Genomic DNA, 23,077 nt, shown 5'->3' on the forward strand with positions numbered 1-23,077 from the left:
TTGGCACGTCAATTGCATAAAAGAAAGTGAGAGGTTTAGGGAAAGGAGGAGTATAGTGTGAGGCACTGCGACGTTTTAATTATAGGTGGTGGAATAATAGGGTGTTCTATCGCTTATTACACTTCAAAATACGGAAGAGACGTAACAATCATTGAAAAAGGAGAATTTGTCAGCGGGACGTCTTCACGGTGTGATGGGAATATTTTGGCCATTGATAAAGACCCAGGGTTTGATAGTCAAATGTCTTTAGTAAGTCAAAAATTAGTAACTGATTTAAGTGAAGAATTAGAGCATTCATTTGAATATAGGGCACCAGGAAGTATTCTCGTATGTGAGTCAGACGAAGAGATGGAGGCTGCACAGCAATGGGTAAATCGGCAAAAAAAAGCTGGATTACCGTTTCGAATGCTTGATAGGCAAGATATAAGAGAAGAGTCGCCTTTTTTTGCTGATGATTTATTAGGCGGTTTAGAATGTGCGACGGATTCAACTGTGAATCCATATCTCCTTGCTTTCTCGCTTCTGTCAGAGGCACAAAAGTTTGGCGCAAAAGCCTTTAAGCAGACCGAAGTAAAGAGTATGAAAATAGAGACGAATGGTTCATTTGTTGTAGAAACTACGAATGGTACTTTTACAGCAAAACAAGTTGTAAATGCAGCCGGTGTGTGGGCTCCTAAGATTGGTCAGATGTTAAATGTAAATATACCAATTGAACCGAGAAAAGGGCATATTATAGTAGCATCAAGGCAACAACATGTAGGATGCCGTAAAGTAATGGAATTCGGTTATTTAATTTCTAAATTTGGCGGAAAAAGAAAAGTAGATGTTTTAACTGAAAAATACGGGGTTGCGCTCGTATTTGAGCCTACTGAAAGTCAAAATTTCTTAATTGGAAGTAGTCGTGAATTTGTAGGGTTTCATACGAGAATAAACAATGAAGTCATTAAATGTATCGCAAATAGAGCGATTCGCTTTTATCCGAAAATGGCAGATATGATGGTAATTCGTTCTTACGCTGGTTTACGTCCGTGGACAGAAGATCATTTGCCGATTATTTCACGAGTGGAACATATTCCGAATTATTTCATTGCCGCTGGACATGAAGGGGATGGGATTAGTCTTGCAGCAGTTACTGGGAAAGTAATTGAAGAGTTATTAAATGAAAAAGAGACAATTATTCCTATTGAACCACTTCGTTTGAGTCGTTTTACAGAAAGGGTGTTAAACGGATGAGGTCACAAAGAGTCTTTACGACTATTGATACACATACGGGCGGGAATCCAACGAGGACATTAATTAGCGGACTTCCAAAGTTGATTGGAGAGACGATGGCAGAGAAGATGTTACATATGAAAAAGGAATATGATTGGATTCGAAAATTGTTAATGAATGAACCGCGTGGTCATGATGTAATGTCAGGGGCATTATTAACAGACCCATGTCATCCTGAGGCTGATATAGGTGTTATATACATAGAGACAGGTGGATACTTACCGATGTGCGGTCACGATACAATCGGTGTATGTACAGCGTTAGTTGAATCAGGTTTAATTCCAGTAGTTGAACCGATTACTTCTTTAAAACTAGATACCCCGGCTGGCTTAGTGGAAGTAGATATTGCTGTTCAAGATGGAAAAGCAAAAGAGGTATCTTTCTGTAACATACCAGCTTTTTTATTGAAAAATATTACTGTACACGTCAAAGACATTGGAACTGTAGAGGCTGATATTGCGTATGGAGGGAATTTTTATGCCATTATTGATGCGAAGTCAGTAGGCCTAGAATTAGTACCAGAAAATGCATCTACAATCATCGATAAGGCGATTCATATAAGAAACACAATTAATGAGAAGTTTGAAATCATTCATCCAGAGTATTCGTTTATTAGAGGATTAACACATGTTGAATTTTATACAGATGCTACTCATGAATGTGCGCATGTGAAAAATACAGTTGTTGTACCACCAGGCGGAATAGATCGATCCCCATGCGGTACAGGAACATCTGCGAAGCTAGCTGTATTATACGCTCAGAAAGAAATCAAAATTGGTGAAGAGTTCATTCATGAGAGTATCGTTGGTTCTTTATTTAAAGGATATGTCGTGAATACGACACATGTTGAAAATATTGAAGCTGTCATAACGAAAATTACGGGATCAGCTTGGCTTATGGGTATGCATAAATTTTTTTACAATGAAATGGATCCACTCAAAGAAGGATTTTTGCTAATTCCGCCGATGGAACATGAAACGGAGGATATAAAATGAACATTCAAAAAATGTATACAGCAGTAGACGTACATGTAAATGGCGAGGCATTTCGTGTAATGAAAGACGTACCATGCAAATACTACTACAGTTTGGAGCAATTAAATGAACAATTTTCAGGTGAATTAGCAGAAGAGATGAAGCTTTTATTAAATGAACCACGTGGTTTTATCGGTTTGAATGGGTGTATTGTCGTTCCATCTATCCATAATGAAGTGGATGCAGCTGTATTATTTTTTAATCATGAAGGTTCGATTCCGCTTCATTATGGGGGCATTGTTGCGGTAATAACGATGTTACTCGAAAGTGGGTATTTAAAAAAGAGAGAGTCCAATCAATACAAAATTGAAACGTTATCTGGAATATTTTTAGTTCATGCGTATGTAGAGAATGATGAAGTTATATCTGTTTCGTTTGAAAGCAAACTTTGCTATTTGATTGAGGAAAATTTACAGGTTGGTAATGTAAGTTATTCTCTCATACAAGCAGATAAAGTATATGCAGTTGTAGAAAAAGGTGCGTATTCGCCAGAAATTCGTGTTGAAAACATTTCAGAATTGAAAAGATGGGGAGAAGCTACACTGCAGGCTATACAAAAACAGTCGCTAATAAAAAGGCTTATTTTAGTAGATCCTTCGCAAAAAGAAAAGAACCATATAAAGTCGATTACATTTCATGAAGATAACTTTATCGTACGTTCGCCAGGTTTTGTTTCTACTATCGTTTCCTATGTTCATGCATTATTTAAAAATGATTATATGGCGGATAAACCTTTTAAAAATGAAAGTATATTTAATAGTTTTATAACTGTGGAAAAAGTGAAGAAGGAGGAACTAGGATACATTTTCCGTTTTGAAAGTAGAGGATTTATTACAGGGATGCAGACGTTTCTATTAGACCCTACGGATCCGTTTCCGGCAGGATTCTTATTAAAATAAAATGTGATAGGGAGAGATAAATATGCAAAAAATTAAAGGGGCATTTCCAGTATTAATAACACCGATGGATGAATTTCAGGAAATTAATTGGGATGGGGTAAAACAAAATGTAAATTACTTTATCGAACAAAAGGTTGCAGGTATTATCATTAATGGAAGTACAGGAGAGTTTGTAAGTTTATCAAAAGAAGAACGATTTAAAATGGTAGAAACTGTGTTGAAAGAAATTGATGGCCGTATTCCAGTCATTGTTGGAACTGCAGCAGAGACCACAAAAGAAACAATTGAATATACGAAACATGCAGAAGCGCACGGAGCGGATTGTACATTAATTATAAACTCTTACTATTGTAAACCGAAGGAAGAGGAGATTTATTTTCATTTTAAAGAAATCTCAAACTCTGTAAATATACCAATTATGCTATACAATAACCCATTTACTTCTGGTGTCGATATGAGTACAGAGCTAATGCTCCGTATTGGAAAAGAGTGTGAAAATGTTACGCATATTAAAGAATCTAGCGGAGATATTCGAAAAGCGAGAGATTTAGTAAGACAAAGTGAAGGGGCTTTCCAAGTCTTCTGTGGTTCTGAAGATTTAGTTATGGAATCATATTTAGTTGGTGCTTCGGGATGGGTTTCAGTAGCAGGAAATATCGTTCCCGGTCTCGTTACAAAAATGTATGAGCATTTTCAAAATGGTGAATTAGAAAAGGCGTGGGAAATAAACGATGCTATTTTACCACTTTGCGAGTTTCTTGAAGGATCAGGGAAATATGTTCAAATCGTTAAACGTTCCATGGAATTACATGGGCAAGCGGGAGGACCTTCTCGCTATCCAAGACTAGGATTAACTGTTGACGAAGATCAAAAGCTTCAAACGATTTTATCAAATATTGCAGCTCATGCAGCTGTTTAAATAAGGAGGAGAACATAATGTTAAAGACAAATATTGAGCTGAAACCAAAAGTGGAAGCGTTTTTAAATGAAGAAATTAAAATGTTTATTAATGGCGAATTTGTTTCTGCTATTGGCGGAAAGACGTTTGAAACATACAATCCAGCAACAGAAGATGTTCTAGCAGTCGTATGTGAAGCGCAAGAAGAGGATATTGATGCTGCAGTAAAAGCAGCAAGATCTGCATTTAAATCTGGTCCGTGGGCAGAAATGACTACTGCTGAAAGAGCGCATCTTATTTATAAGTTAGCAGATTTAATTGAAGAACATAGAGAAGAATTAGCGCAACTAGAAGCTTTAGATAATGGAAAGCCATATCAAGTAGCACTTGATGATGATATTTCAGCGACTGTAGAAAATTATCGTTATTACGCAGGATGGGCTACAAAAATTATTGGGCAAACAATCCCAATTTCAAAAGATTACTTAAATTACACGAGACATGAACCTGTAGGTGTTGTAGGTCAGATTATTCCGTGGAACTTTCCGCTCGTTATGTCTTCTTGGAAAATGGGAGCTGCACTGGCGACAGGTTGTACGATCGTATTAAAACCAGCAGAGCAAACACCTTTATCCTTACTATATACAGCAAAACTCTTTAAAGAGGCTGGATTTCCAAACGGTGTTGTAAACTTTGTACCAGGCTTTGGTCCTGAAGCAGGAGCAGCAATTGTAAATCATCATGACATTGATAAAGTTGCTTTTACAGGATCTACTGTTACAGGAAAGTATATTATGCGTCAGTCTGCAGAAATGATTAAGCATGTAACGTTAGAGCTTGGCGGCAAATCACCAAATATCATTTTAGAAGATGCGGACTTGGAAGAAGCAATTAATGGTGCATTCCAAGGTATTATGTATAATCATGGTCAAAATTGTAGCGCAGGATCACGTGTATTTGTTCATCGTAAACATTATGAAACTGTAGTAGATGCACTTGTGAAAATGGCGAACAACGTAAAACTTGGAGCAGGTATGGAGAAAGGAACGGAAATGGGTCCACTCATATCTAAGAAACAACAAGAGCGTGTGTTACATTACATTGAGCAAGGGAAGAAAGAAGGTGCTACAGTTGCGGCTGGTGGTGAACGTGCGCTTGAAAAAGGTTATTTCGTTAAACCAACTGTATTCACAGATGTTACAGACGATATGACAATCGTTAAGGAAGAAATATTTGGACCAGTTGTTGTTGTACTTCCATTTGATTCGACAGAAGAAGTAATTGAACGAGCGAACAACTCATCCTATGGCCTTGCTGCGGGTGTATGGACGCAAAATATCAAAACGGGTCATCAAGTGGCAAATAAATTAAAAGCAGGAACAGTGTGGATTAATGATTATAACTTAGAAAATGCAGCTGCACCATTTGGTGGATACAAACAATCTGGTATTGGCCGCGAATTAGGTTCATATGCGCTTGATAATTATACAGAAGTGAAAAGTGTTTGGGTAAATATAAAGTAATAGGGTGTTTTACTGACAAAAATTGAGGGATGAAATAATGAAAGATGCGGACAACTAGAAAGTTTGATAATAGTTGTCCGTTTTCTTATATACAAAATTGCTTTTCCAAAGAATGATAAGGGGGATTTGGATGGAGAATTTAGTAGAATGGTTAGTAGGGCAAGTGTGGAGTATCGGTTTAGTTGTTTTTGCATTAGGGGCAGGCGTATATTTCACGATTGCAACACGTTTTTTGCAAATTCGTTATTTTAAAGAGATGATTAAACTATTATTTGAAGGAAAGAGTTCCGAGACGGGAATATCATCTTTTCAGGCATTTTGTTTAGCCTTATCAGGAAGAGTTGGAATTGGTAATATTGCAGGGGTAGCGACAGCGATCGCTTTCGGCGGGCCTGGAGCTGTATTTTGGATGTGGGTAATGGCTTTGTTAGGGGCAGCGAGTGCGTTTGTTGAATCAACATTATCTCAAGTATACAAAAGTAAAGTAGGGAATGAATATCGCGGCGGTACTCCATATTTCATTGAGAAAGGTTTAAAAATGAAATGGTTTGCAGTCATTGTAGCGGTAGTTGTAACACTTTCATATGGCATGTTATTACCAGGTATTCAATCTAGTAGTATCGCAGTTGGATTCGAAAACTCTAATGGTATTAACAAATATATAACTGGTATATTTTTAGTCGTGTTACTAGCGGCAATTATTTTTGGTGGTGTAAAGAGAATTGCTGGCGTTTCTCAAATGCTTGTTCCATTTATGGCAATTGGTTATGTAATTGTTACATGTATCATATTAATTGCGAATGTAACGGAGATTCCAAGTATGTTTGCTTTAATTTTCTCTAGCGCATTTGGTGTAAATGAAATGTTTGGTGGAATTGTTGGTGCAGCTATTGCATGGGGTGTAAAACGTGCTGTATTTTCAAACGTTGCTGGTGTCGGAGAAGCGACGTATAGTTCGGCTGCTGCTGAAGTATCGCATCCTGCAAAACAAGGATTAGTTCAAGCGTTTTCCGTATATATCGATACAATTGTCGTATGTACAGCGACAGCTCTTATGATATTAATTACAGGTATGTATAATGTTATACCTGAAGGGAAAAGCGCTATTGTAAAAAACATAGGAAATGTGGAAGCAGGTCCAATTTATACGCAACAAGCAGTTGAAACTGTGATGACAGGGTTTGGTCCAATATTTATTTCAATTGCAATTTTCTTTTTTGCATTTACAACGTTACTCGCTTATTACTATATCGCTGAAACGACACTTACTTATTTAGATCGTCAATTGAAGTATGGCTGGTTAAAACCAGTTTTAAAATTTGGATTTTTAATTATGGTTTACATCGGTAGTGTTGAATCAGCGTCGCTTTTATGGAATTTCGGAGATTTAGGAATCGGTAGTATGGCATGGTTAAACTTAATCGCGATTCTATTATTAAGTAAAATCGCATTAAAAGTGTTAAAAGACTATGAAACGCAGAAAAAAGAAGGGAAAGATCCAGTATTTAATCCTAAAAATGTGGGGATTGAAGGATTAACATTTTGGGAAGAAAGAAGTAAAGAGGTTGAAAGAAAAAGTTCTAGAGGAAAAGTTATTGTAGATGATAATTTAAAATTATAACGTAAATTAACTGAAAATTCTTAATTTAAAAGAAGGTATATTGCCTCCATTTCATCGCATACTACAATAGGTATGGATAATATGACTGGAGGGAATAAGATGGAACATGAGCAACATAGTTCGATAAATGATATTCTACATCATTATAAAGAAGGTATAGGTAGTTTTACAAATCAAATTCCTGAAATCGCTGAGACATATAATGCGTTCACGCAAGCTTGTTTTCAAGAGGGTGCTTTAACAAAAAGAGAAAAACAACTTATTGCATTAGGAATTAGTTTAGCAACGCAAGATGAGTATTGTACAATTTATCATACAAAAGGTTGTCTTGATCAAGGATGTTCGGATAAAGAGATTCTGGAAGCATGTGGTGTTTCAGCAGCATTTGCTGGCGGAGCTGCGATGAGTCAAGCGGTAACTTTAGTGCAAGAGTGTTTAACAGAACTGAAAAATCAAAAGCATTGAATAAAAAACGTTTTAAACTTTATGTTTAAAACGTTTTTTATGTGAAATTAAATTTGAGTATAAAAATTATCTAGGATGGGTTCAATTTTTATCGTTTTCAATTTGTATTCAATTTAATATTCTATATCTTCATAAATAGATTTTTCTACATCAGGAAGAACTGTGTATATACTCTTACCGATTAAAGCTTCTAATTCTTTCTTAATCGCATAAAACCCTTTCCAATGTAAAGATGTATGAGATGTTGTACCATGACGCAAACCAACAGAAATTAATCTTCTTTCCAGCGTAGTAAAGCCATCCGCATCAGCAAGAGCGTCACAAAGAGTAATTACTTTATTATATAAGTCGTAGTTACTATGTTCATTCAATATTGCAACTAATCGGCTTTTCATATGGTCAGGAACGAGACTCCATTCCGCTGCGATATCTATATGTTCATTTTTACAGGGAAATGAGTGTGTCACACAAATAATGGCGTTTCCTGTATATCCTAAATCATTCATATACATATAACCATCATAGGAATGAATGACCGATTTGGTAAAACCTTTGTATCTTCCGATATCATGCAAAAGGGCAGCGTTATATGCTATGTCAGCATCTAGCTTGTACCCTTTTTTTATAAGTTCTATAATTATGTTTTCAGTTGCATGAGCAACATGTAGTGAATGTTCAAACCAAGGGCCCGGGTTTTGTTCATATGCCCATTCGAGTAATTCTTTTGCGTACGTTCTATCTAATATATATTTCATATCGTTATCCTTTCAAAAAAAATCATATCTTAATATAAATTCATCTTATTATTTCATTATTCCTTCTTTAAAAATTGTTACAATGAAACAAAAGGGGGAAAAGTAATGCGAAATTTAGTAATTGAAGAAATTAAGAAACTAGAAAATGATATGGAAGAACTTTCGAAACTTTTGAAAATGGTTGTAAATGATGGGGCATCAATTGGTTTTTTGCCTCCACTGGAACAAAAAGACGCAACAAAGTATTGGCAAACAGTATTAGCGCCAGAAGTGATATTGTATGTGGCTAAAATAAACAACGAAGTAGCAGGGAGTATTCAATTACAATTAGTTACAAAGCCTAACGGAATTCATAGAGCCGAGATTTGTAAATTAATGACTCATCCAAACTTTAGACGTAACGGTATTGGACGATCGCTTATGCAAAAAGCAGAGGAACGAGCAAAGCAAGAAAACAGGTCTCTTTTAGTATTAGATACTAGAGAAGGAGATCCTTCCAATAAATTGTACAAATCACTAGACTACCAAGAAGTTGGAACAATACCAGGGTATGCAATTTCTCCGAATGGAAAGTTAGATGCTACGGTTATTTATTATAAAAACATTTAAGGTATAATCAAACGGGGAGAGTGCTTAATTATTAGTAAGTGAATAATAAACGACTATTTTTAACACAGTCTATATTTTTCTGGCGGTGTTAAAATAGTTAATTATAATCTAATTAACGCACTAAATGAATTTGAGAAAGTTTTTAGAGGGTTCTTTTAGTAATGATTCTCGTCTTATAATAAATGTAGAGAAGATGACTAGGCAACTATAGTTATTTTCGCTTTATTATTGGAAGGGGATGAAAGAATGAAAAAGAATAGTTTACAAAAGATGAAGAAAGTTATTTTAAGTGGTGGCGTATTACTTACGGGATTATTAACATTTGGATTTTCAGAAAAGGCTTCAGCTCATGGATATGTAGAATCACCAGCGAGCCGATCTTATTTATGTAAGCAAGGGGTAAATGTAAATTGTGGACCGATTCAATATGAACCACAAAGTGTAGAAGGGATAGGTGGATTTCCGCAACTAGGACCTTCTGATGGACAAATTGCAGGGGCTGGTCATTTTCCTGCGTTAGATGTTCAAACTGTAGATAGGTGGAAGAAAGTTACGTTAAATGGCGGAACGAATACATTCAAGTGGAAACTTACGGCTCCTCATAGTACAAAAGAGTGGAAATATTATATTACGAAAAAAGGTTGGAATCCAAATAAACCTTTAACGCGATCAGATTTAGATTTAGTGCCATTCTATGTGAAAAATGACGGTGGAGCTAGACCAGGGACAACAGTAACGCACGAAGCAAATGTACCAACTGACCGTAGTGGATACCATCTTATTTTAGCTGTTTGGGAAATTGCAGACACTGGAAATGCGTTTTATCAAGTTATAGATGTAAACCTTTTGAATAATGGCTTAGCTTCAAATTTCGCTTTTAACAACGTAGTGCAAACTCCTACACTATTTTAATTGAAACATATATTTCGATCATCTAATTCATTTTAGATGATTTTTTTTATGAAAATGATGAAAAATATAGAAGAAAGTGCAATTATTTATAAAAAAATATGCTTTAAATATTGTCATATTTGCTTCTTTAAGATATCCTTTTCATGAAGAGGTGGAAAACATGGAAAAAGTACTAGTTTTCGGGCATAAAAACCCAGATACAGATGCAATTTGTTCTGCAATTGCTTATGCAGAATTGAAAAAAGAATTAGGAATGAATGCTGAGCCTGTACGTTTAGGCGAAATCAGCGGTGAAACTCAATTTGCGTTAGACTATTTTAAAGTAGAAGGACCGCGTTTTGTTGAGACAGTAGCAAGCGAAGTGGACAACGTTATTTTAGTTGACCATAACGAGCGTCAACAAAGTGCTAACGATATCGAATCAGTTCGTGTGTTAGAAGTTATTGACCATCACCGTATTGCTAACTTTGAAACAAGCGATCCTATATACTATCGTTGTGAGCCAGTTGGATGTACAGCTACAATCTTAAACAAAATGTACAAAGAAAATGGCGTTACAATTCGTAAAGAAGTTGCAGGTTTAATGTTATCTGCAATTATTTCAGATTCTTTACTATTCAAATCTCCAACTTGCACAGAACAAGACGTAGCAGCTGCTCGTGAATTAGCGGAAATCGCTGGTGTAGATGCTGATAGCTACGGCTTAGAAATGTTAAAAGCTGGTGCTGACTTAAGCGGAAAAACAATGGAGCAATTAATCTCTCTTGACGCTAAAGAATTCCAAATGGGTAATGCGAAAGTTGAAATCGCACAAGTAAACGCTGTTGATACAAACGACGTTCTTGTACACCAAGCGGAACTTGAAAAAGTAATCTCTGCAGTAGTAGAAGAGAAAGGTTTAGACCTATTCTTATTCGTTGTAACTGATATCTTAACTAACGATTCTGTCGGTCTTGCGATCGGTAAAGCAGCAAACGTTGTTGAGAAAGCATACAACGTATCACTAGAAAACAACACAGCTACTTTAAAAGGTGTTGTATCTCGTAAAAAACAAATCGTACCAGTATTAACAGAAGCATTCCAAGCTTAATTTTATTGAGTACACATAAACAGCAAGGACAAGTAGTCAGATTGGCTACTTGTCCTTTTTTATCTCTAAAAAACAGAAAATTAAAAACGGGAGGATTGTGTATGTTGAATGATTTGGAGAGTAAATTACAGTCACTTTTAGAGCGAAATATTACGTCGGTTTCAGAATTAGAGAGCTGGCTTTCGGAGGAGCTGCGTTTAAACGCAGAAATAGAAGAAGAGTTAACGATCAATTTAATCGCTATGTATAGAGATACAAAAGATAGTAATATACGTGATATACATATGTATAACCAAAATGAAATTCAGCCACTTTTAAAAAGATACAATGCAAAATTTGACCAGAAATTTAGAGATTGTCCGTTTTCTGATTTATTAGATGAGCAGAAATATGGATTTATGAAAAAAGCAAGATTTGTGAAGAGTGAAATGTTTAATGAAAAGAACATAGCGATTTCCGTTAAAGAGCAAGAACTTATTACGAAATATAGAGAAATAATGTCTAACATATCTATTAATTGGGAAGGCGAGCAAAAGACGTATGCATACGTAAAAGCAAGGATAGATAACCCAAATAGAGCTATTCGTGAAAAAGCTTGGTACGCTTTATGCGAAGCAAGAAGTATAGTAAAAATAGAAATAGATTGTATTATGAAGGAACTCGTACAATTGCGGAATCAGATGGCTTTAAATGCAGGGTTTAATAATTATAGTGAGTATGCCTTTAAACAAAAAAATAGAGATTACAGTATTGAAGATTGTTATAAGTTTCATGAGTCGATAGAAAAGTGTGTTGTACCAATTTGGAAACAGTTAGGAAGTCTTTTTAAAAAGAATCTTGATGTAAAAACGTATCGTCCTTGGGATCTTGCTCCTTGTAATTTGCAAAAATCTTCATTTGAAAATTACATTGATTTATTGGATGGGGTTGAAGAAATGTTTCGGAAGACAGATTCATGTTTTCATGAGGAATTTACTCATATAAGGGAAGCGGGATTAATTGACGTACAAGAACGGAAAAATAAAGCATCAGGAGCTGCTTGCTTTACCTTACCTCATAGTAAAGACGTTTTTATTTATTCTAATTTTAGTCCGTCATTTTATGCAATTCATGCATTAATACATGAATTGGGGCATGCATTACATTTTCATAAACAATTTAACAATGAAAGTAGTATGCAGGAAAGATACCTTCGTGAAGAGGTGGCGGAACTTTATTCCCTTAGCCTGGAGTTATTATTAATGGATAAGCTTACTATTTTTTATACGCAAGAGGATGATTATAAAGAAGTACAGCGAGTTCAATTATATCGTACTTTATCGTTATTAATATCGTCAGTTTCAGGAGATGTATTCCAGCACTGGCTTTATACAAATCCAAATCATTCACCAGAAGAGCGAGATGAGAAATATATTGAACTATGTAAAAGGTATCAATATTCATCAGTTGATATTGCAGGAGTAGAGAATGAAATTGGTTCTAGTTGGTTCGAGTCATTTCACTTTGTTCAGTTTCCTTTTTATAAAATTGAATATGCAATTGCACAAATAGGAGCGATTCAATTGTTTCAAATTTATCGAGAGAATCCGGAACAAGCGATTACTTTCTTTAAAGAGGGAGCGAGTTCAGATTGGAATTTATCTATACAGGAAATATATATAAATACAGGTGTTGCGTTTGACTTTTCGGAAGAAAGGATACAAAGTACTGCAAGGGCTATTTTAGATTTGATTAACGAATTAAAATAAGGATAGCGTTAGCTATCCTTACAATTGTTTATTCGTAAGATTTTTTCTTGTTTATATAAAATGTGATTATCGCAGTAATGAAGAAAATAGGTATCGCATACACTTGCCCAACAAATAACTTCCAGCCGACATAATTGTAGCCTTCAGATGCTGGGATGATAACGGAAATAACGCAAACGATAAAATAGACTAATAGTGCAGGGATAATATTTTTCATTTTTACGAACCTCCTTTTTAATTTTTATTCGTACATCATAATATTGCGATTTATTTTTATTATTTTGAAGAAAAAAAGAAAAATTTTTATGGTATTATAATATTTGCATTGAGAGTGATCCATAGCACTTATATGGTAAAATGTGTAATTAAAACTTTCAGAATTATTATATAGTATTTCGAGAGAAAAATGTACAAAATAATGGATTTTATTTATTGAAGTAAAGGGAGTAGAAATATATATGAAAAGGCTATGTATAATTCCATGTGGAAAAAAGAAAATTTGGGATAAGCATTCAAACTACGGACCGATGGAAGCAAAAGATGTATATATTAGTCCGTTCGGAAAAGCATGTCAGGCGTACGCATCCATGTTTTTCGAAAACTGGGTTATATTATCAGCGAAACATGGATTTTTAAGGCCAAATGATATTGTATTAAAAAACTATGATCTTGCATTTGATTCAAAAAGCGATGAGGTAATAAGTATAGAGAAATTACAAAAACAGATGGTAGATAAAAGTTTACTACAGTTTGACGAAATCGTCTTACTAGCAGGGAAGAAGCATAAAAAAGTAGTGACAAAGTTATATCCAGAAGAAATGATTACATATCCGCTAGAGGGGTGTAAAGGAATTGGGTATATGTTGCAGAGGTTAAAAGAGGCAGTGAAGGAGGAGGCGGAAATATAGGTATAGTTTCGGTCACCATGATCTTAAACTTTATTTAGGGAACTAAAAGTAAAATAGAGTTTTTAAGCATCGCCAAAAAGGTGATGCTTTTTTGTTCGTGTTACCATTCAAGTTAATACAATTTAGAGAATAAAGAATCCGATTTGTGAAGTGACATCTCTTTTTTAATCGAAAACGAATTGCCTTCACTTTTAGAAAATGTATGACGTATTGGTCTGGAAATATCGATAAATTTACAGCTTGGTTAGATTCACGTAAGTGGTACTATGAGTATGTGAGATAAGACTAATTATTATATAATCTTCTAACTCTACTTATGATATGGAGAAAATAGACTAATATACAAGCCTTTGTATACTTCCTCCTAAATAGAATATGATGAATTCTATTTAGGAGGAAGTATATTCATGAGGAATACTTGTCATTGTGGGCATTCCCGAAATTGTAATAAATTTTGGGATGATTTAATGTTTGGGAGATGTAGATGTAGATGTAGATGTAAATGCAGAGATTTTCACGAATGTTGTTGCAAAGAGAAACCGAAATGTGAGTGTGAAAAATGTCATTGTAAAACAAAACCGAAATGCCATTATAGGGATGAAGAGGAAGGGGATTAATAATAAAAAAGAGTACGATACGTACTCTTTTTTTGGGGGGAATTATAATCCATCTTGAACAGATTTCTTTACAATTACCCATGTGTCTTTCTTTTTAACCGTTATAGCTACATTAGTTCCATTAGATTCCTTATAAAAGATATATCCATTGTTTGAGTTTACATATGTTACTGGTTCGCCTATGCAATCTCGCGAGCAGGATTTGTTGACCAGTTCAATTAGGGATAGTTCGCTTGGATCGGTTTTGCTTGCTTCTATAACAGCATCAAGGCTTGTTTTTCGATAACCTTGCAAGTTTATATGAAAAAGTTGCTCTATTTCTCCTGTAATACTAGTATTCATTACTTCTACTGAATTCTTTTTTTCTTGAAGGAATCCGTTTTCATAAAGTAATTTTGCATATCCAATCCATGCTATTAATACTAGCATGAAAAACATACCCGTCAGTTTAAGTATTCGAAGTCGTTTGCTTATAATTGTTTCTGAGTATTTCATTCAGTCTAATCCTCCAATGTTTTTAATTTAAAATATGCTTGGATACGTATTTTTAGAAGAGGATGAGGGTGAATGAGTTTTCAATAAAAAAGAAAACATCTAGAGTTAGATGCTTTCTTTTTTGTATTTTTCGCTATCTGTTAGTTACATGTTTCATAAGTGGTCTTATTTCTTTAACCGGTGGTTTCTTATCATAGGCATCAACGTAAGAAAAGTAGTAGTTTAAGTTTCTTAGAAGACCTTTTCCTATTTTTGCACTTAAGAAAGGAAATACTTGTCCGGTATAATCATCGAGAGATTTACAGTAATATTTTTCGTCTAAATATATGCTGTATTTACATGTTAGTTCTACTAAAGAATTACCTTCATCATCAAATACTTCTTTAGAATCAATAATATCTATTAGTGCAAATTTTTCATTTAGGTAAACTTTCTTTTTTTTCTCGTGTTTATTTGTGAGTATAAAAACGAGACCAATGGCGTTAATCAAACTATTTCCTCCTATAAAAAACGGATATTAATAAAATATATCGATATAAGCTAAATGTAAAGAGGAGAGGTGAAATATCATGGATAAAAATAAGTCGATTTATGTTGGGAAATCGACTTATTTTTATCCAGTATTAATGAGTAGTAACCTACTCTGATTAAAGTTTCACTTTATTGAAAGACTTGCGGGAATTGTTTTACGATTGCGTTTGTTATCATGTCAGCCATTTCTAATGCTTCTTTTTCAATTTTATCGTAAAGTTTTACTCCTGCTTCATAATCTTTATTTAGGAAGGCAAGTGCTTCTGCTTTCGTTAGTGCTAAATGTTCATAAAACATTTTTCTAAATTCTTCTTTATCTATATATGGGTTGATACTGTTAAGAAATTCAATAATTGCGTCACCATTAGCGTACCATTTTTTCTCTATAGCGGCCGCTGCATTTTGATTACCAGCTTTTGCGGCTTTAACAAGATCCGCTGCAATTACTAAGTGATCTTTAATTAATGCACTATATTTTTTCACTGCATCCTCACCGTAAAATGGTTCAAGTGATAGTCCCATATGTGTTGCGTTTTGTAGAAGTCGTCCAACAGTAACATTAACATCTGGTAAATTAAATACTATACTTATAATAGCCAATCTCGTCCAAGCGACGTGTTGTTCCCATAAAGAACGCATATACCCTTTTAAAAAATTCTCATTTTTACTAATTCGGTAGTTCCGTACGGATAAATCATAGTTTACATAAGGGTTATGGTAGGGGGAGTAATACGATTGCCAATAAGAATACATAAATAGTAACACTCCTTTGAACATGTATAACTCAAAGTATGATGAAGATTTATTTTTAGTTACGTGTCCTAGATTATTTTTAGGGAATTTGAAATGGAGAAATTCAATGAATGGTGTTGTAGTATATATGAATAAATTGAATATAAAGTAAAAGAGGGTCTGTAAGGGAAGTTGCAGACCCTCAAAAGGGTATTGCCGAGATGTCGGACTCGACTACGTAATGTTATCATAAAATTCTTTTGAAAAAACCTGGTAAATGTGTCCAAATGAAATTGGGACCTTCATACAGTCAAAGGGACCTGCTTCCCGCGGCAGGCCCCAATAACTAGATAATGTCGATGAGCAAAAAACTCATCTGGAGTACTTTTATAGTAACAAGTAAAATGTGTTTTGTGTATTGAGAAAGAAGAATTGCATAATTATATGTGAACAATTTAGATCCCAACAATTTATGATTATCATTAATTGTTGGGATCTAAATATGGTTATAAAATGGAGAAAAGACTTAGAAGTGAGATCGAGGTACACAGAAGTATGTAATCATGAAAAAGACCTGCTAATATAAGCAGGTCAACTTAAGGGGTTTATCCAACAGATTATTATATATGGTAACAACTGAATTGTAGTAAGTCTATACATTTAATATTGAGAAAAATTCTGTGAATGATATATTTTTTGCACATATATTAACGTCTAAAAAGTTGAGAAAGAAAATTAAAAAGCTTTTTATAAGAGAATAATGGCTGGTACTTATAGTATGATTCATATTTCCACGCATCATTATTAGAGAATTGGAGTTTTTGTGTTTTCGTTTTTGCCTTGATGGAACTCATATTACGATGTTTCATATAGTAACCTCCTGAATTTATATGTATACGATTAGTAGTATTCAAGAAAGAGAAATAAAATGAACATTTAAATTGAAACTCTTTCTTCTTGTGTACTGGATTTACGTTATAAATGTTGTAAAACATATAAAATAATGATGCTAATTCATATTAAATAAGTGAAGAAACATAGAATAATGAAAAAACAATAAGCATCTAATCATCCCTTTCAAGTCGCATAAGTGATTGATATAATAGAAGTAGATGAAAGATAAAGAAAAGCGGGTGACTCTTTTTTGTTTACTAAAGCACAAGAACTTTTAGCGTCCTACTTTGGTTATTCTTCGTTTCGAAGAGGACAAGATGAAACAATTAAAAATGTACTAGATGGGAAAGATACGGTTTGTATTATGCCAACGGGTGGTGGTAAGTCGATTTGTTATCAAATTCCGGCATTAGTATTTGAAGGAACGACGTTGGTTATATCGCCTCTAATATCACTTATGAAGGATCAAGTAGATACATTGGTACAGAATGGCATTTCAGCTACATATATTAATAGTTCTATATCTATTGCAGAAGCAAATCAGCGAATTCAATTAGCGAAACAAGGACATTACAAGTTACTTTATGTGGCGCCTGAGCGTCTTGATTCGATGGAGTTTGTTGATCAACTTATCGATATGAAAATCCCTATGATTGCGATTGATGAAGCACACTGTATTTCACAGTGGGGACATGATTTCCGTCCAAGTTATTTACATATACATCGCATATTAGATTATCTTCCAGAAAAGCCGCTCGTATTAGCATTAACAGCAACAGCAACACCGCAAGTACGTGATGATATTTGTAACACACTTGAAATTAATCAAGAAAATACAATTATGACAACGTTTGAGCGTGAGAACTTATCGTTTTCTGTCATTAAAGGGCAAGATCGAAATGCATATTTGGCGGATTATATTCGTCAAAATCAAAAGGAATCCGGGATTATATATGCAGCTACTAGAAAAGTAGTCGATCAGTTATATGAAGATTTGATGAAGGCAGGTGTTTCTGTATCAAAATATCATGCTGGTATGAGTGATAGTGATCGAAATGAGCAACAAGAACTCTTTTTACGAGATGAAGTAAGTGTAATGGTAGCAACATCTGCATTCGGGATGGGTATTGATAAATCGAATATTCGTTACGTAATTCATTATCAGCTTCCAAAAAATATGGAAAGTTACTATCAAGAAGCAGGACGTGCTGGTCGTGATGGATTAGATAGTACATGTATATTGTTATATTCTTCTCAAGATGTACAAGTACAGCGTTTTTTAATTGATCAATCAACTGGAGAATCACGTTTTTCAAATGAACTTGAAAAATTGCAAAATATGACCGATTACTGTCATACAGAACAATGTTTACAATCATTCATTTTGCAATACTTTGGAGAAGAACCGAAAGAAGATTGTGGACGCTGTGGTAATTGTACAGACAATCGCGAGAGCATCGATGTGACAAGAGAATCACAAATGGTTTTATCATGCATGATTAGAACGAACCAACGCTTTGGAAAGCAAATGATAGCGCAAGTATTAACTGGGTCGAAGAATAAGAAAGTTATTGAATTTAATTTTCATACTTTACCAACGTATGGGCTTTTATCGAACCGTAGTGTAAAAGAAGTCAGTGAGTTTATTGAGTTTTTAATTTCAGACGAGTTAATTGCAGTTGAACATGGCACTTATCCGACGTTAAAAGTAACTGAAAAAGGGAAAGAAGTATTACTTGGTAAAGAGAATGTTTTACGAAAAGAACGAGTAGAGACAAGACAAATTGTTCAAGACCATCCTTTATTTGAAGTGCTTCGTGAAGTACGTAAAGAAATTGCACAAGGAGAAGGTGTACCTCCGTTCGTTATTTTCTCTGACCAAACATTAAAAGATATGTGTGTGAAAATGCCGCAAAATGATTCTGAATTGTTGACGGTAAAAGGTATCGGAGAACACAAACTTGTGAAATATGGCTCGCACTTCTTACAAGCAGTTCAGCGTTTTATTGAGGAAAATCCAAATTATGCTGAAACGATTAAGACAGAAGTAGTTTCAGAGCGTAAAAAGTCAGGAAAAGCGTCCGCAAATTCTCATTTAGAAACATATGAAATGTATAAACAAGGTATTGATTTGAATGAGATTGCAAAAGAACGTAACTTATCAAGACAAACAATTGAAAACCATTTAATTCGCTGCTACGAGGATGGAATGGAAGTAGAGTGGCAAAGTTTTGTTCCAGCAGAGTATGAATCTCTTATTGAAACTGCCGTTCAAAATGCAGAGGGTGGTCTGAAATCTATTAAAGAACAGCTTCCGAATGAAGTGAGTTACTTTATGATTCGTGCTTATTTACAAATAAGAAAGTAGAGACATATAAAGGGGATAAGAATTTATGTATCATGTTTTCGTTTATGGCACGTTAAGAAGAGGACAAACGAATGCTCATTATATGCTAGGTGCAACATGCATTGCAGACAGAGCTTGGACATATGGAAAATTATTTGATACGAACGAAGGATATCCGGCCATGACTTATTCGATTGAAGAAAAGGTGTATGGAGAAGTTTATGTAGTAAATGATGAGATATTGTGTAAGTTAGATGAACTAGAAGAATATACAGGTAATGCGGAGACTGATTTATATGATCGAATTACGCAAACAGTATATGTTGCTTATAGGGAAATTGAGGCATATGTGTATATCGCTCAGAATAAAAAGATGTTAAAGAAAGTGATAGACTCTGGTGACTGGCTTATGTATCAAAAAATATAATAAGGTAGTTTTAAAAATTGGAAAGCAGATAATGACGAATTCATTATCTGCTTTTTATTGTGTGAATAATTGTCGTTCTCTTTTTATTCTTATAGTTCTTAGTACGATTCCAATTCCGAGAAATAAAACAGTAGCAGCGACCCCGCTAATAGGATTTAACCAAAAATCACTACTGTTTGTAAGGGTAATAATCCCTGTTATGGTAACTAAAACAGTAGGAACAGCATCCTCGATCGCATGCATGATAACGCATGGCCAGACGGATTTTGTAAGTCTATATATTTCAACATACATAATTGACCAACAAACCATAAGGATACAGCCAGATAAAAGCATATTTAATCTTGAGATAGATTCAAAATATTCATTTGGCAAAAAGACTATATAATATGCAGCATGCCAAAGTGCCCAAATTAAACCAGAAATAATATAAATGTACCAATCATTTATATTTAGTTCAATCAACTTTGGAGTTAAATAACCACGCCAAGAAAACTCTTCAAAAATATTTTTAATAAAGTTACCAATAGTAGACATGACTATGAGTGACAATAACGTGGATATATCAAAACTAGCAATATGAGCTACTCCAAAAATGAGCGATATGCTTATCGTTATTACTGTAACGAATGGATAAATAAGTAGTGCAGTGAAATACCATATAAAGTTTCCTTTCAAATTTGGCTTGATGCCAAAATCATTCCAATCTCGGCTAATAACTCTAAGTAAAATGCTTACGAGGAAAGGTAATATTAGCCATAACCCCATACCTAAAGTATTTCCTTCAGGTTGATTTGTTAGAAGAGAATCTAGAAATACCCCAATCCATCCACTGGCCAAAACAGTTAATACAAAAATAAGTAAATATAACTTTAGTGATTTCTTTTTCGCGACATTCATTTGAAGAGCCTCCTTTACTTTTGTTTATCCTACTATTTATGGGCAGTAAAACGCCCATTGATTAAAGTCTTTAATTTTTACAATGTTTTTTAATAAATAAATTAAATAGGAGACAAATAGAAAGTAGTATCTTTTGCATGCATCACTATACTATATGTGTATTTGTGTGATTTAGATGTTGCATATTCTTTTTAAATTAGAAAGATGAAAAGTAAGTTTTTTCGAAAAATTCAAATGGGAACTATTGACTTTATGATTGGATTTTTAATACAATAATACTTCGACTGAAAAATTAGAACGGACAGGAGGGAATCGTCGAAATGAGCAACATATTTGAAGATGAGTTACAAAAAATGAAGGATACTTTACATACGATGGATGAGCAATTGGATAAGCTTGAAAAAATCCCAGTTTATTATGGAGAAGATTTTAAAGAGCAAATTCTTGAAAGTATGAGAGAGTCTAATAGACAAAATTTACGTATTGGTGTGCAAGAGCCGTACTTTGGAAGGTTAGATTTTCAGGAAGATGGTAAAGAAGCAGTTATGCCGATTTATATTGGAAAAGTAGGGGTTTCGGATATGGACACGATGAAACCAATCATTATTGATTGGAGAGCACCTGTCGCAAGTATGTTTTATTCATTTACCGGTGGAGAAGAATTAGCATTTTATCAATCACCAGATGGGTTAGTAGAAGGTGATGTGTATTTAAAACGAAACATTTCTATTCGAAAAAGAGAACTTGAACGTGTTGTTGATACATATGTAAAAGGAAATGAAGATGTATCGCATGCCGATGATTTTCTTCTATATCGATTAGGTGAGAATAAAGATAATAAGCTAAAGGATATTGTTTCAACGATTCAATCGGAACAAAATGATATTATTCGAGCGGAAAGAAATTTACCATTACTTATTCAAGGGGTTGCAGGGAGCGGAAAGACAACAATCGCTTTACATCGCCTTGCTTTTTTGATTTATGAATATCGTGAGCAGCTAGAAGCTGAGAGAATGATCGTATTTGCGCCGAATAGTCTGTTTTTAGACTATATTTCGAGTGTACTTCCTGAATTAGGTGTAGGGAATATTAGTCAAACAACGTTTTCGGATTGGGCATTACGTACGTTAGATGATTCAGTTATACTAAAGCAGACAGAAGAAAAATTGAAAGAAGCATTTTCAATTAATCGTGATGAAAAGAAGGTAATGCTAGGTAAATTAAAGGGTACGTTGGAATTTAAGACGTATATTGAAGAGAGAATGATCCAATTTGAAAATGAGTTAGTTCCGACAAAAGATTTTGAGGCGTGGGATAGAGCGATTATTCCAGTAGAAGATATTAAAAAATGGATGCAAGTTGAATATAAACATTATCCTTTAAAGAAAAGAAGAGAACGATTAGTAGGACGAATGAAGCGCTGGATTGAAATTGAACTTAAAAAATTCGGGGAAACAAACGAGAAAAAATTACTAAAAAAAGAAGCGACTAAGAGACTGAACGCATATATGAAGTTTTGGCCGAAAATGAGTGCTCTATCACTGTATAGTTCAATAGTAAAAAGTAAAGAAATACTTGAGGTATTACCTGAAGAACTTGTTCAAGAAACAGAAAAGAGTTGTCGTAAAAAAGAAATGTATGTAGAAGATTTACCAGCTTTAATATACATACATCATCGTATAACAGGGATTGAAATAGGGCAGAAGTTTCATCACGTTGTTATTGATGAAGCGCAAGATTTTTCGCCTTTCCAAGTTTATGTATTAAAAGAAATTACATTAGGTAATTCTTTCACTATATTAGGTGATTTATCGCAAGCGATTTATGATTATCAAGGAATTGAAGATTGGAATGCTTTTAAGGAAGTATTCCAAGAAACCGGTTATTATGAATTAACAAGAAGTTATCGTTCTACAAAAGAAATTATTGAATTTGCAAATGAAATAATTAAAAATGCAGAAATCCCAGTAGGACTCGCAACACCAGTCTTCCGCAGTGGAGAAGATGTGAAAGTAATTCATACAGAAAATCAATTTACTGAAATTGTGAAGACGGTAAAACATTTGCAAAATGAAGATGTGAAAACAATTGCGGTAATCGGAAGAACAGAAGATGAATGCCGTGATATATATGTGAAATTAACAAATGCAGGATTAACGGTAAACGTAATTGAAGCAAACCAAAGTAAATATGAAGGTGGTATATCAGTAGTACCTGTCTATTTAGCGAAAGGTTTAGAATTTGATGCGGTGCTTTTAATTGATGTGGATGAGGAACATTACAAAAATACAAAACATGATGCAAAGTTACTATATGTTGGATGTACGAGATCACTTCATGACTTATGGATTTTCCATAGTGGGGAAGCGTCACCTTTAATTAAAGGATTAAAATAAAGTA

General features: G+C 34.3%; 22 protein-coding genes and 1 pseudogene. 17 read left to right on the forward strand and 6 right to left on the reverse strand.

The window, feature by feature from the left end:
• Window positions 1–57: 57 nt before the first annotated feature.
• The 7 genes from BM089_RS19740 (at window position 58) to BM089_RS19770 (ending at window position 7,712) form a co-directional block, all read left to right on the forward strand.
• Window positions 58–1,233 (forward strand): NAD(P)/FAD-dependent oxidoreductase, encoded by a 1,176-nt coding sequence (locus BM089_RS19740; protein WP_090977825.1) that lies wholly within the window; start codon window positions 58–60, stop codon window positions 1,231–1,233.
• Window positions 1,230–2,267 (forward strand): proline racemase family protein, encoded by a 1,038-nt coding sequence (locus tag BM089_RS19745; RefSeq protein ID WP_001257537.1) that lies wholly within the window; start codon window positions 1,230–1,232, stop codon window positions 2,265–2,267. The genes BM089_RS19740 and BM089_RS19745 overlap by 4 nt, the downstream gene beginning before the upstream one ends.
• A complete protein-coding gene (locus BM089_RS19750; protein ID WP_001025560.1) occupies window positions 2,264–3,205 on the forward strand; it encodes a proline racemase family protein in 942 nt (313 codons plus the stop codon). The genes BM089_RS19745 and BM089_RS19750 overlap by 4 nt, the downstream gene beginning before the upstream one ends.
• 22 nt (window positions 3,206–3,227) lie before the next feature.
• The gene (gene dapA, locus BM089_RS19755; protein ID WP_086387401.1) at window positions 3,228–4,124 is read left to right on the forward strand and encodes a 4-hydroxy-tetrahydrodipicolinate synthase; all 897 of its coding nucleotides are present in this window, start codon (window positions 3,228–3,230) and stop codon (window positions 4,122–4,124) included.
• Between the two features lie 17 nt (window positions 4,125–4,141).
• On the forward strand, window positions 4,142–5,626 hold the full coding sequence (locus BM089_RS19760; protein WP_090977827.1) for an aldehyde dehydrogenase family protein: 1,485 nt from the start codon (window positions 4,142–4,144) through the stop codon (window positions 5,624–5,626).
• Window positions 5,627–5,756: 130 nt separating this feature from the next.
• Window positions 5,757–7,247 carry an alanine/glycine:cation symporter family protein gene (locus BM089_RS19765; RefSeq protein WP_000429514.1) on the forward strand — a complete coding sequence of 497 codons (1,491 nt, stop codon included), beginning with the start codon at window positions 5,757–5,759 and terminating at the stop codon, window positions 7,245–7,247.
• Between the two features lie 72 nt (window positions 7,248–7,319).
• Window positions 7,320–7,712 (forward strand): carboxymuconolactone decarboxylase family protein, encoded by a 393-nt coding sequence (locus tag BM089_RS19770; RefSeq protein ID WP_001999958.1) that lies wholly within the window; start codon window positions 7,320–7,322, stop codon window positions 7,710–7,712.
• A 113-nt stretch (window positions 7,713–7,825) separates the two neighbouring features.
• Here the strand turns inward: BM089_RS19770 and BM089_RS19775 are convergent, their stop codons facing one another.
• Window positions 7,826–8,467, reverse strand: a complete 642-nt coding sequence (locus tag BM089_RS19775; protein ID WP_090977829.1) for an HD domain-containing protein — start codon at window positions 8,465–8,467, stop codon at window positions 7,826–7,828.
• Between the two features lie 105 nt (window positions 8,468–8,572).
• Between BM089_RS19775 and BM089_RS19780 the strand changes: the two genes are divergently transcribed.
• From BM089_RS19780 to BM089_RS19795, 4 genes are all read left to right on the forward strand, one after another.
• The gene (locus BM089_RS19780; RefSeq protein ID WP_001245255.1) at window positions 8,573–9,076 is read left to right on the forward strand and encodes a GNAT family N-acetyltransferase; all 504 of its coding nucleotides are present in this window, start codon (window positions 8,573–8,575) and stop codon (window positions 9,074–9,076) included.
• A 246-nt stretch (window positions 9,077–9,322) separates the two neighbouring features.
• A complete protein-coding gene (locus BM089_RS19785) occupies window positions 9,323–9,988 on the forward strand; it encodes a lytic polysaccharide monooxygenase (protein ID WP_000742277.1) in 666 nt (221 codons plus the stop codon).
• Between the two features lie 160 nt (window positions 9,989–10,148).
• A complete protein-coding gene (gene ppaC, locus BM089_RS19790; RefSeq protein ID WP_000416871.1) occupies window positions 10,149–11,078 on the forward strand; it encodes a manganese-dependent inorganic pyrophosphatase in 930 nt (309 codons plus the stop codon).
• A 101-nt stretch (window positions 11,079–11,179) separates the two neighbouring features.
• Complete coding sequence (locus tag BM089_RS19795) at window positions 11,180–12,826, forward strand: M3 family oligoendopeptidase (RefSeq protein WP_090977831.1); 1,647 nt, start codon at window positions 11,180–11,182, stop codon at window positions 12,824–12,826.
• A gap of 28 nt (window positions 12,827–12,854) precedes the next feature.
• Here the strand turns inward: BM089_RS19795 and BM089_RS19800 are convergent, their stop codons facing one another.
• A complete protein-coding gene (locus BM089_RS19800) occupies window positions 12,855–13,043 on the reverse strand; it encodes a DUF4017 family protein (protein ID WP_000789485.1) in 189 nt (62 codons plus the stop codon).
• Window positions 13,044–13,284: 241 nt separating this feature from the next.
• Here BM089_RS19800 and BM089_RS19805 point away from each other — a divergent pair, with 241 nt between their 5' ends.
• The 3 genes and pseudogenes from BM089_RS19805 to BM089_RS19810 all read left to right on the forward strand — a co-directional run bounded on the left by BM089_RS19805 (window position 13,285) and on the right by BM089_RS19810 (window position 14,409).
• Complete coding sequence (locus BM089_RS19805; RefSeq protein ID WP_000824876.1) at window positions 13,285–13,734, forward strand: DUF6884 domain-containing protein; 450 nt, start codon at window positions 13,285–13,287, stop codon at window positions 13,732–13,734.
• A 208-nt stretch (window positions 13,735–13,942) separates the two neighbouring features.
• Window positions 13,943–14,017: pseudogene (locus tag BM089_RS30705) on the forward strand (N-acetylmuramoyl-L-alanine amidase C-terminal domain-containing protein); the annotation flags it as partial.
• 188 nt (window positions 14,018–14,205) lie between these two features.
• Window positions 14,206–14,409 (forward strand): hypothetical protein, encoded by a 204-nt coding sequence (locus BM089_RS19810; RefSeq protein WP_090977833.1) that lies wholly within the window; start codon window positions 14,206–14,208, stop codon window positions 14,407–14,409.
• Here the strand turns inward: BM089_RS19810 and BM089_RS19815 are convergent.
• From BM089_RS19815 to BM089_RS19825, 3 genes are all read right to left on the reverse strand, one after another.
• Entirely contained in the window at window positions 14,394–14,846 is a 453-nt protein-coding gene (locus tag BM089_RS19815; protein WP_090977835.1) for a hypothetical protein, read from the reverse strand. The two genes, BM089_RS19810 and BM089_RS19815, sit on opposite strands and share 16 nt — an antisense overlap.
• Window positions 14,847–14,979: 133 nt before the next feature.
• Window positions 14,980–15,336: a hypothetical protein gene (locus tag BM089_RS19820; RefSeq protein WP_023522187.1), complete on the reverse strand. Its 357-nt coding sequence runs from the start codon at window positions 15,334–15,336 to the stop codon at window positions 14,980–14,982.
• 170 nt (window positions 15,337–15,506) lie between these two features.
• Window positions 15,507–16,130: a hypothetical protein gene (locus tag BM089_RS19825; RefSeq protein WP_000287727.1), complete on the reverse strand. Its 624-nt coding sequence runs from the start codon at window positions 16,128–16,130 to the stop codon at window positions 15,507–15,509.
• A gap of 1,123 nt (window positions 16,131–17,253) precedes the next feature.
• On the opposite strand from BM089_RS19825, the gene recQ reads away from it, so the two are divergent.
• Window positions 17,254–19,371, forward strand: a complete 2,118-nt coding sequence (gene recQ, locus BM089_RS19835) for a DNA helicase RecQ (RefSeq protein ID WP_090977837.1) — start codon at window positions 17,254–17,256, stop codon at window positions 19,369–19,371.
• Window positions 19,372–19,396: 25 nt separating this feature from the next.
• Window positions 19,397–19,777 (forward strand): gamma-glutamylcyclotransferase family protein, encoded by a 381-nt coding sequence (locus BM089_RS19840; RefSeq protein WP_090977839.1) that lies wholly within the window; start codon window positions 19,397–19,399, stop codon window positions 19,775–19,777.
• Between the two features lie 54 nt (window positions 19,778–19,831).
• On the opposite strand, the gene BM089_RS19845 is transcribed toward BM089_RS19840, so the two are convergent.
• Window positions 19,832–20,677, reverse strand: coding sequence for a CPBP family glutamic-type intramembrane protease (locus BM089_RS19845; RefSeq protein ID WP_090977840.1), 846 nt, complete (start codon window positions 20,675–20,677; stop codon window positions 19,832–19,834).
• Window positions 20,678–20,997: 320 nt separating this feature from the next.
• Here BM089_RS19845 and BM089_RS19850 point away from each other — a divergent pair, with 320 nt between their 5' ends.
• A complete protein-coding gene (locus BM089_RS19850; protein ID WP_000065167.1) occupies window positions 20,998–23,073 on the forward strand; it encodes a HelD family protein in 2,076 nt (691 codons plus the stop codon).
• Window positions 23,074–23,077 lie beyond the last annotated feature (4 nt).

Origin of the sequence: Bacillus sp. 5mfcol3.1, from assembly GCF_900114335.1 — a bacterium.
Lineage (GTDB): Bacteria > Bacillota > Bacilli > Bacillales > Bacillaceae_G > Bacillus_A > Bacillus_A thuringiensis_S.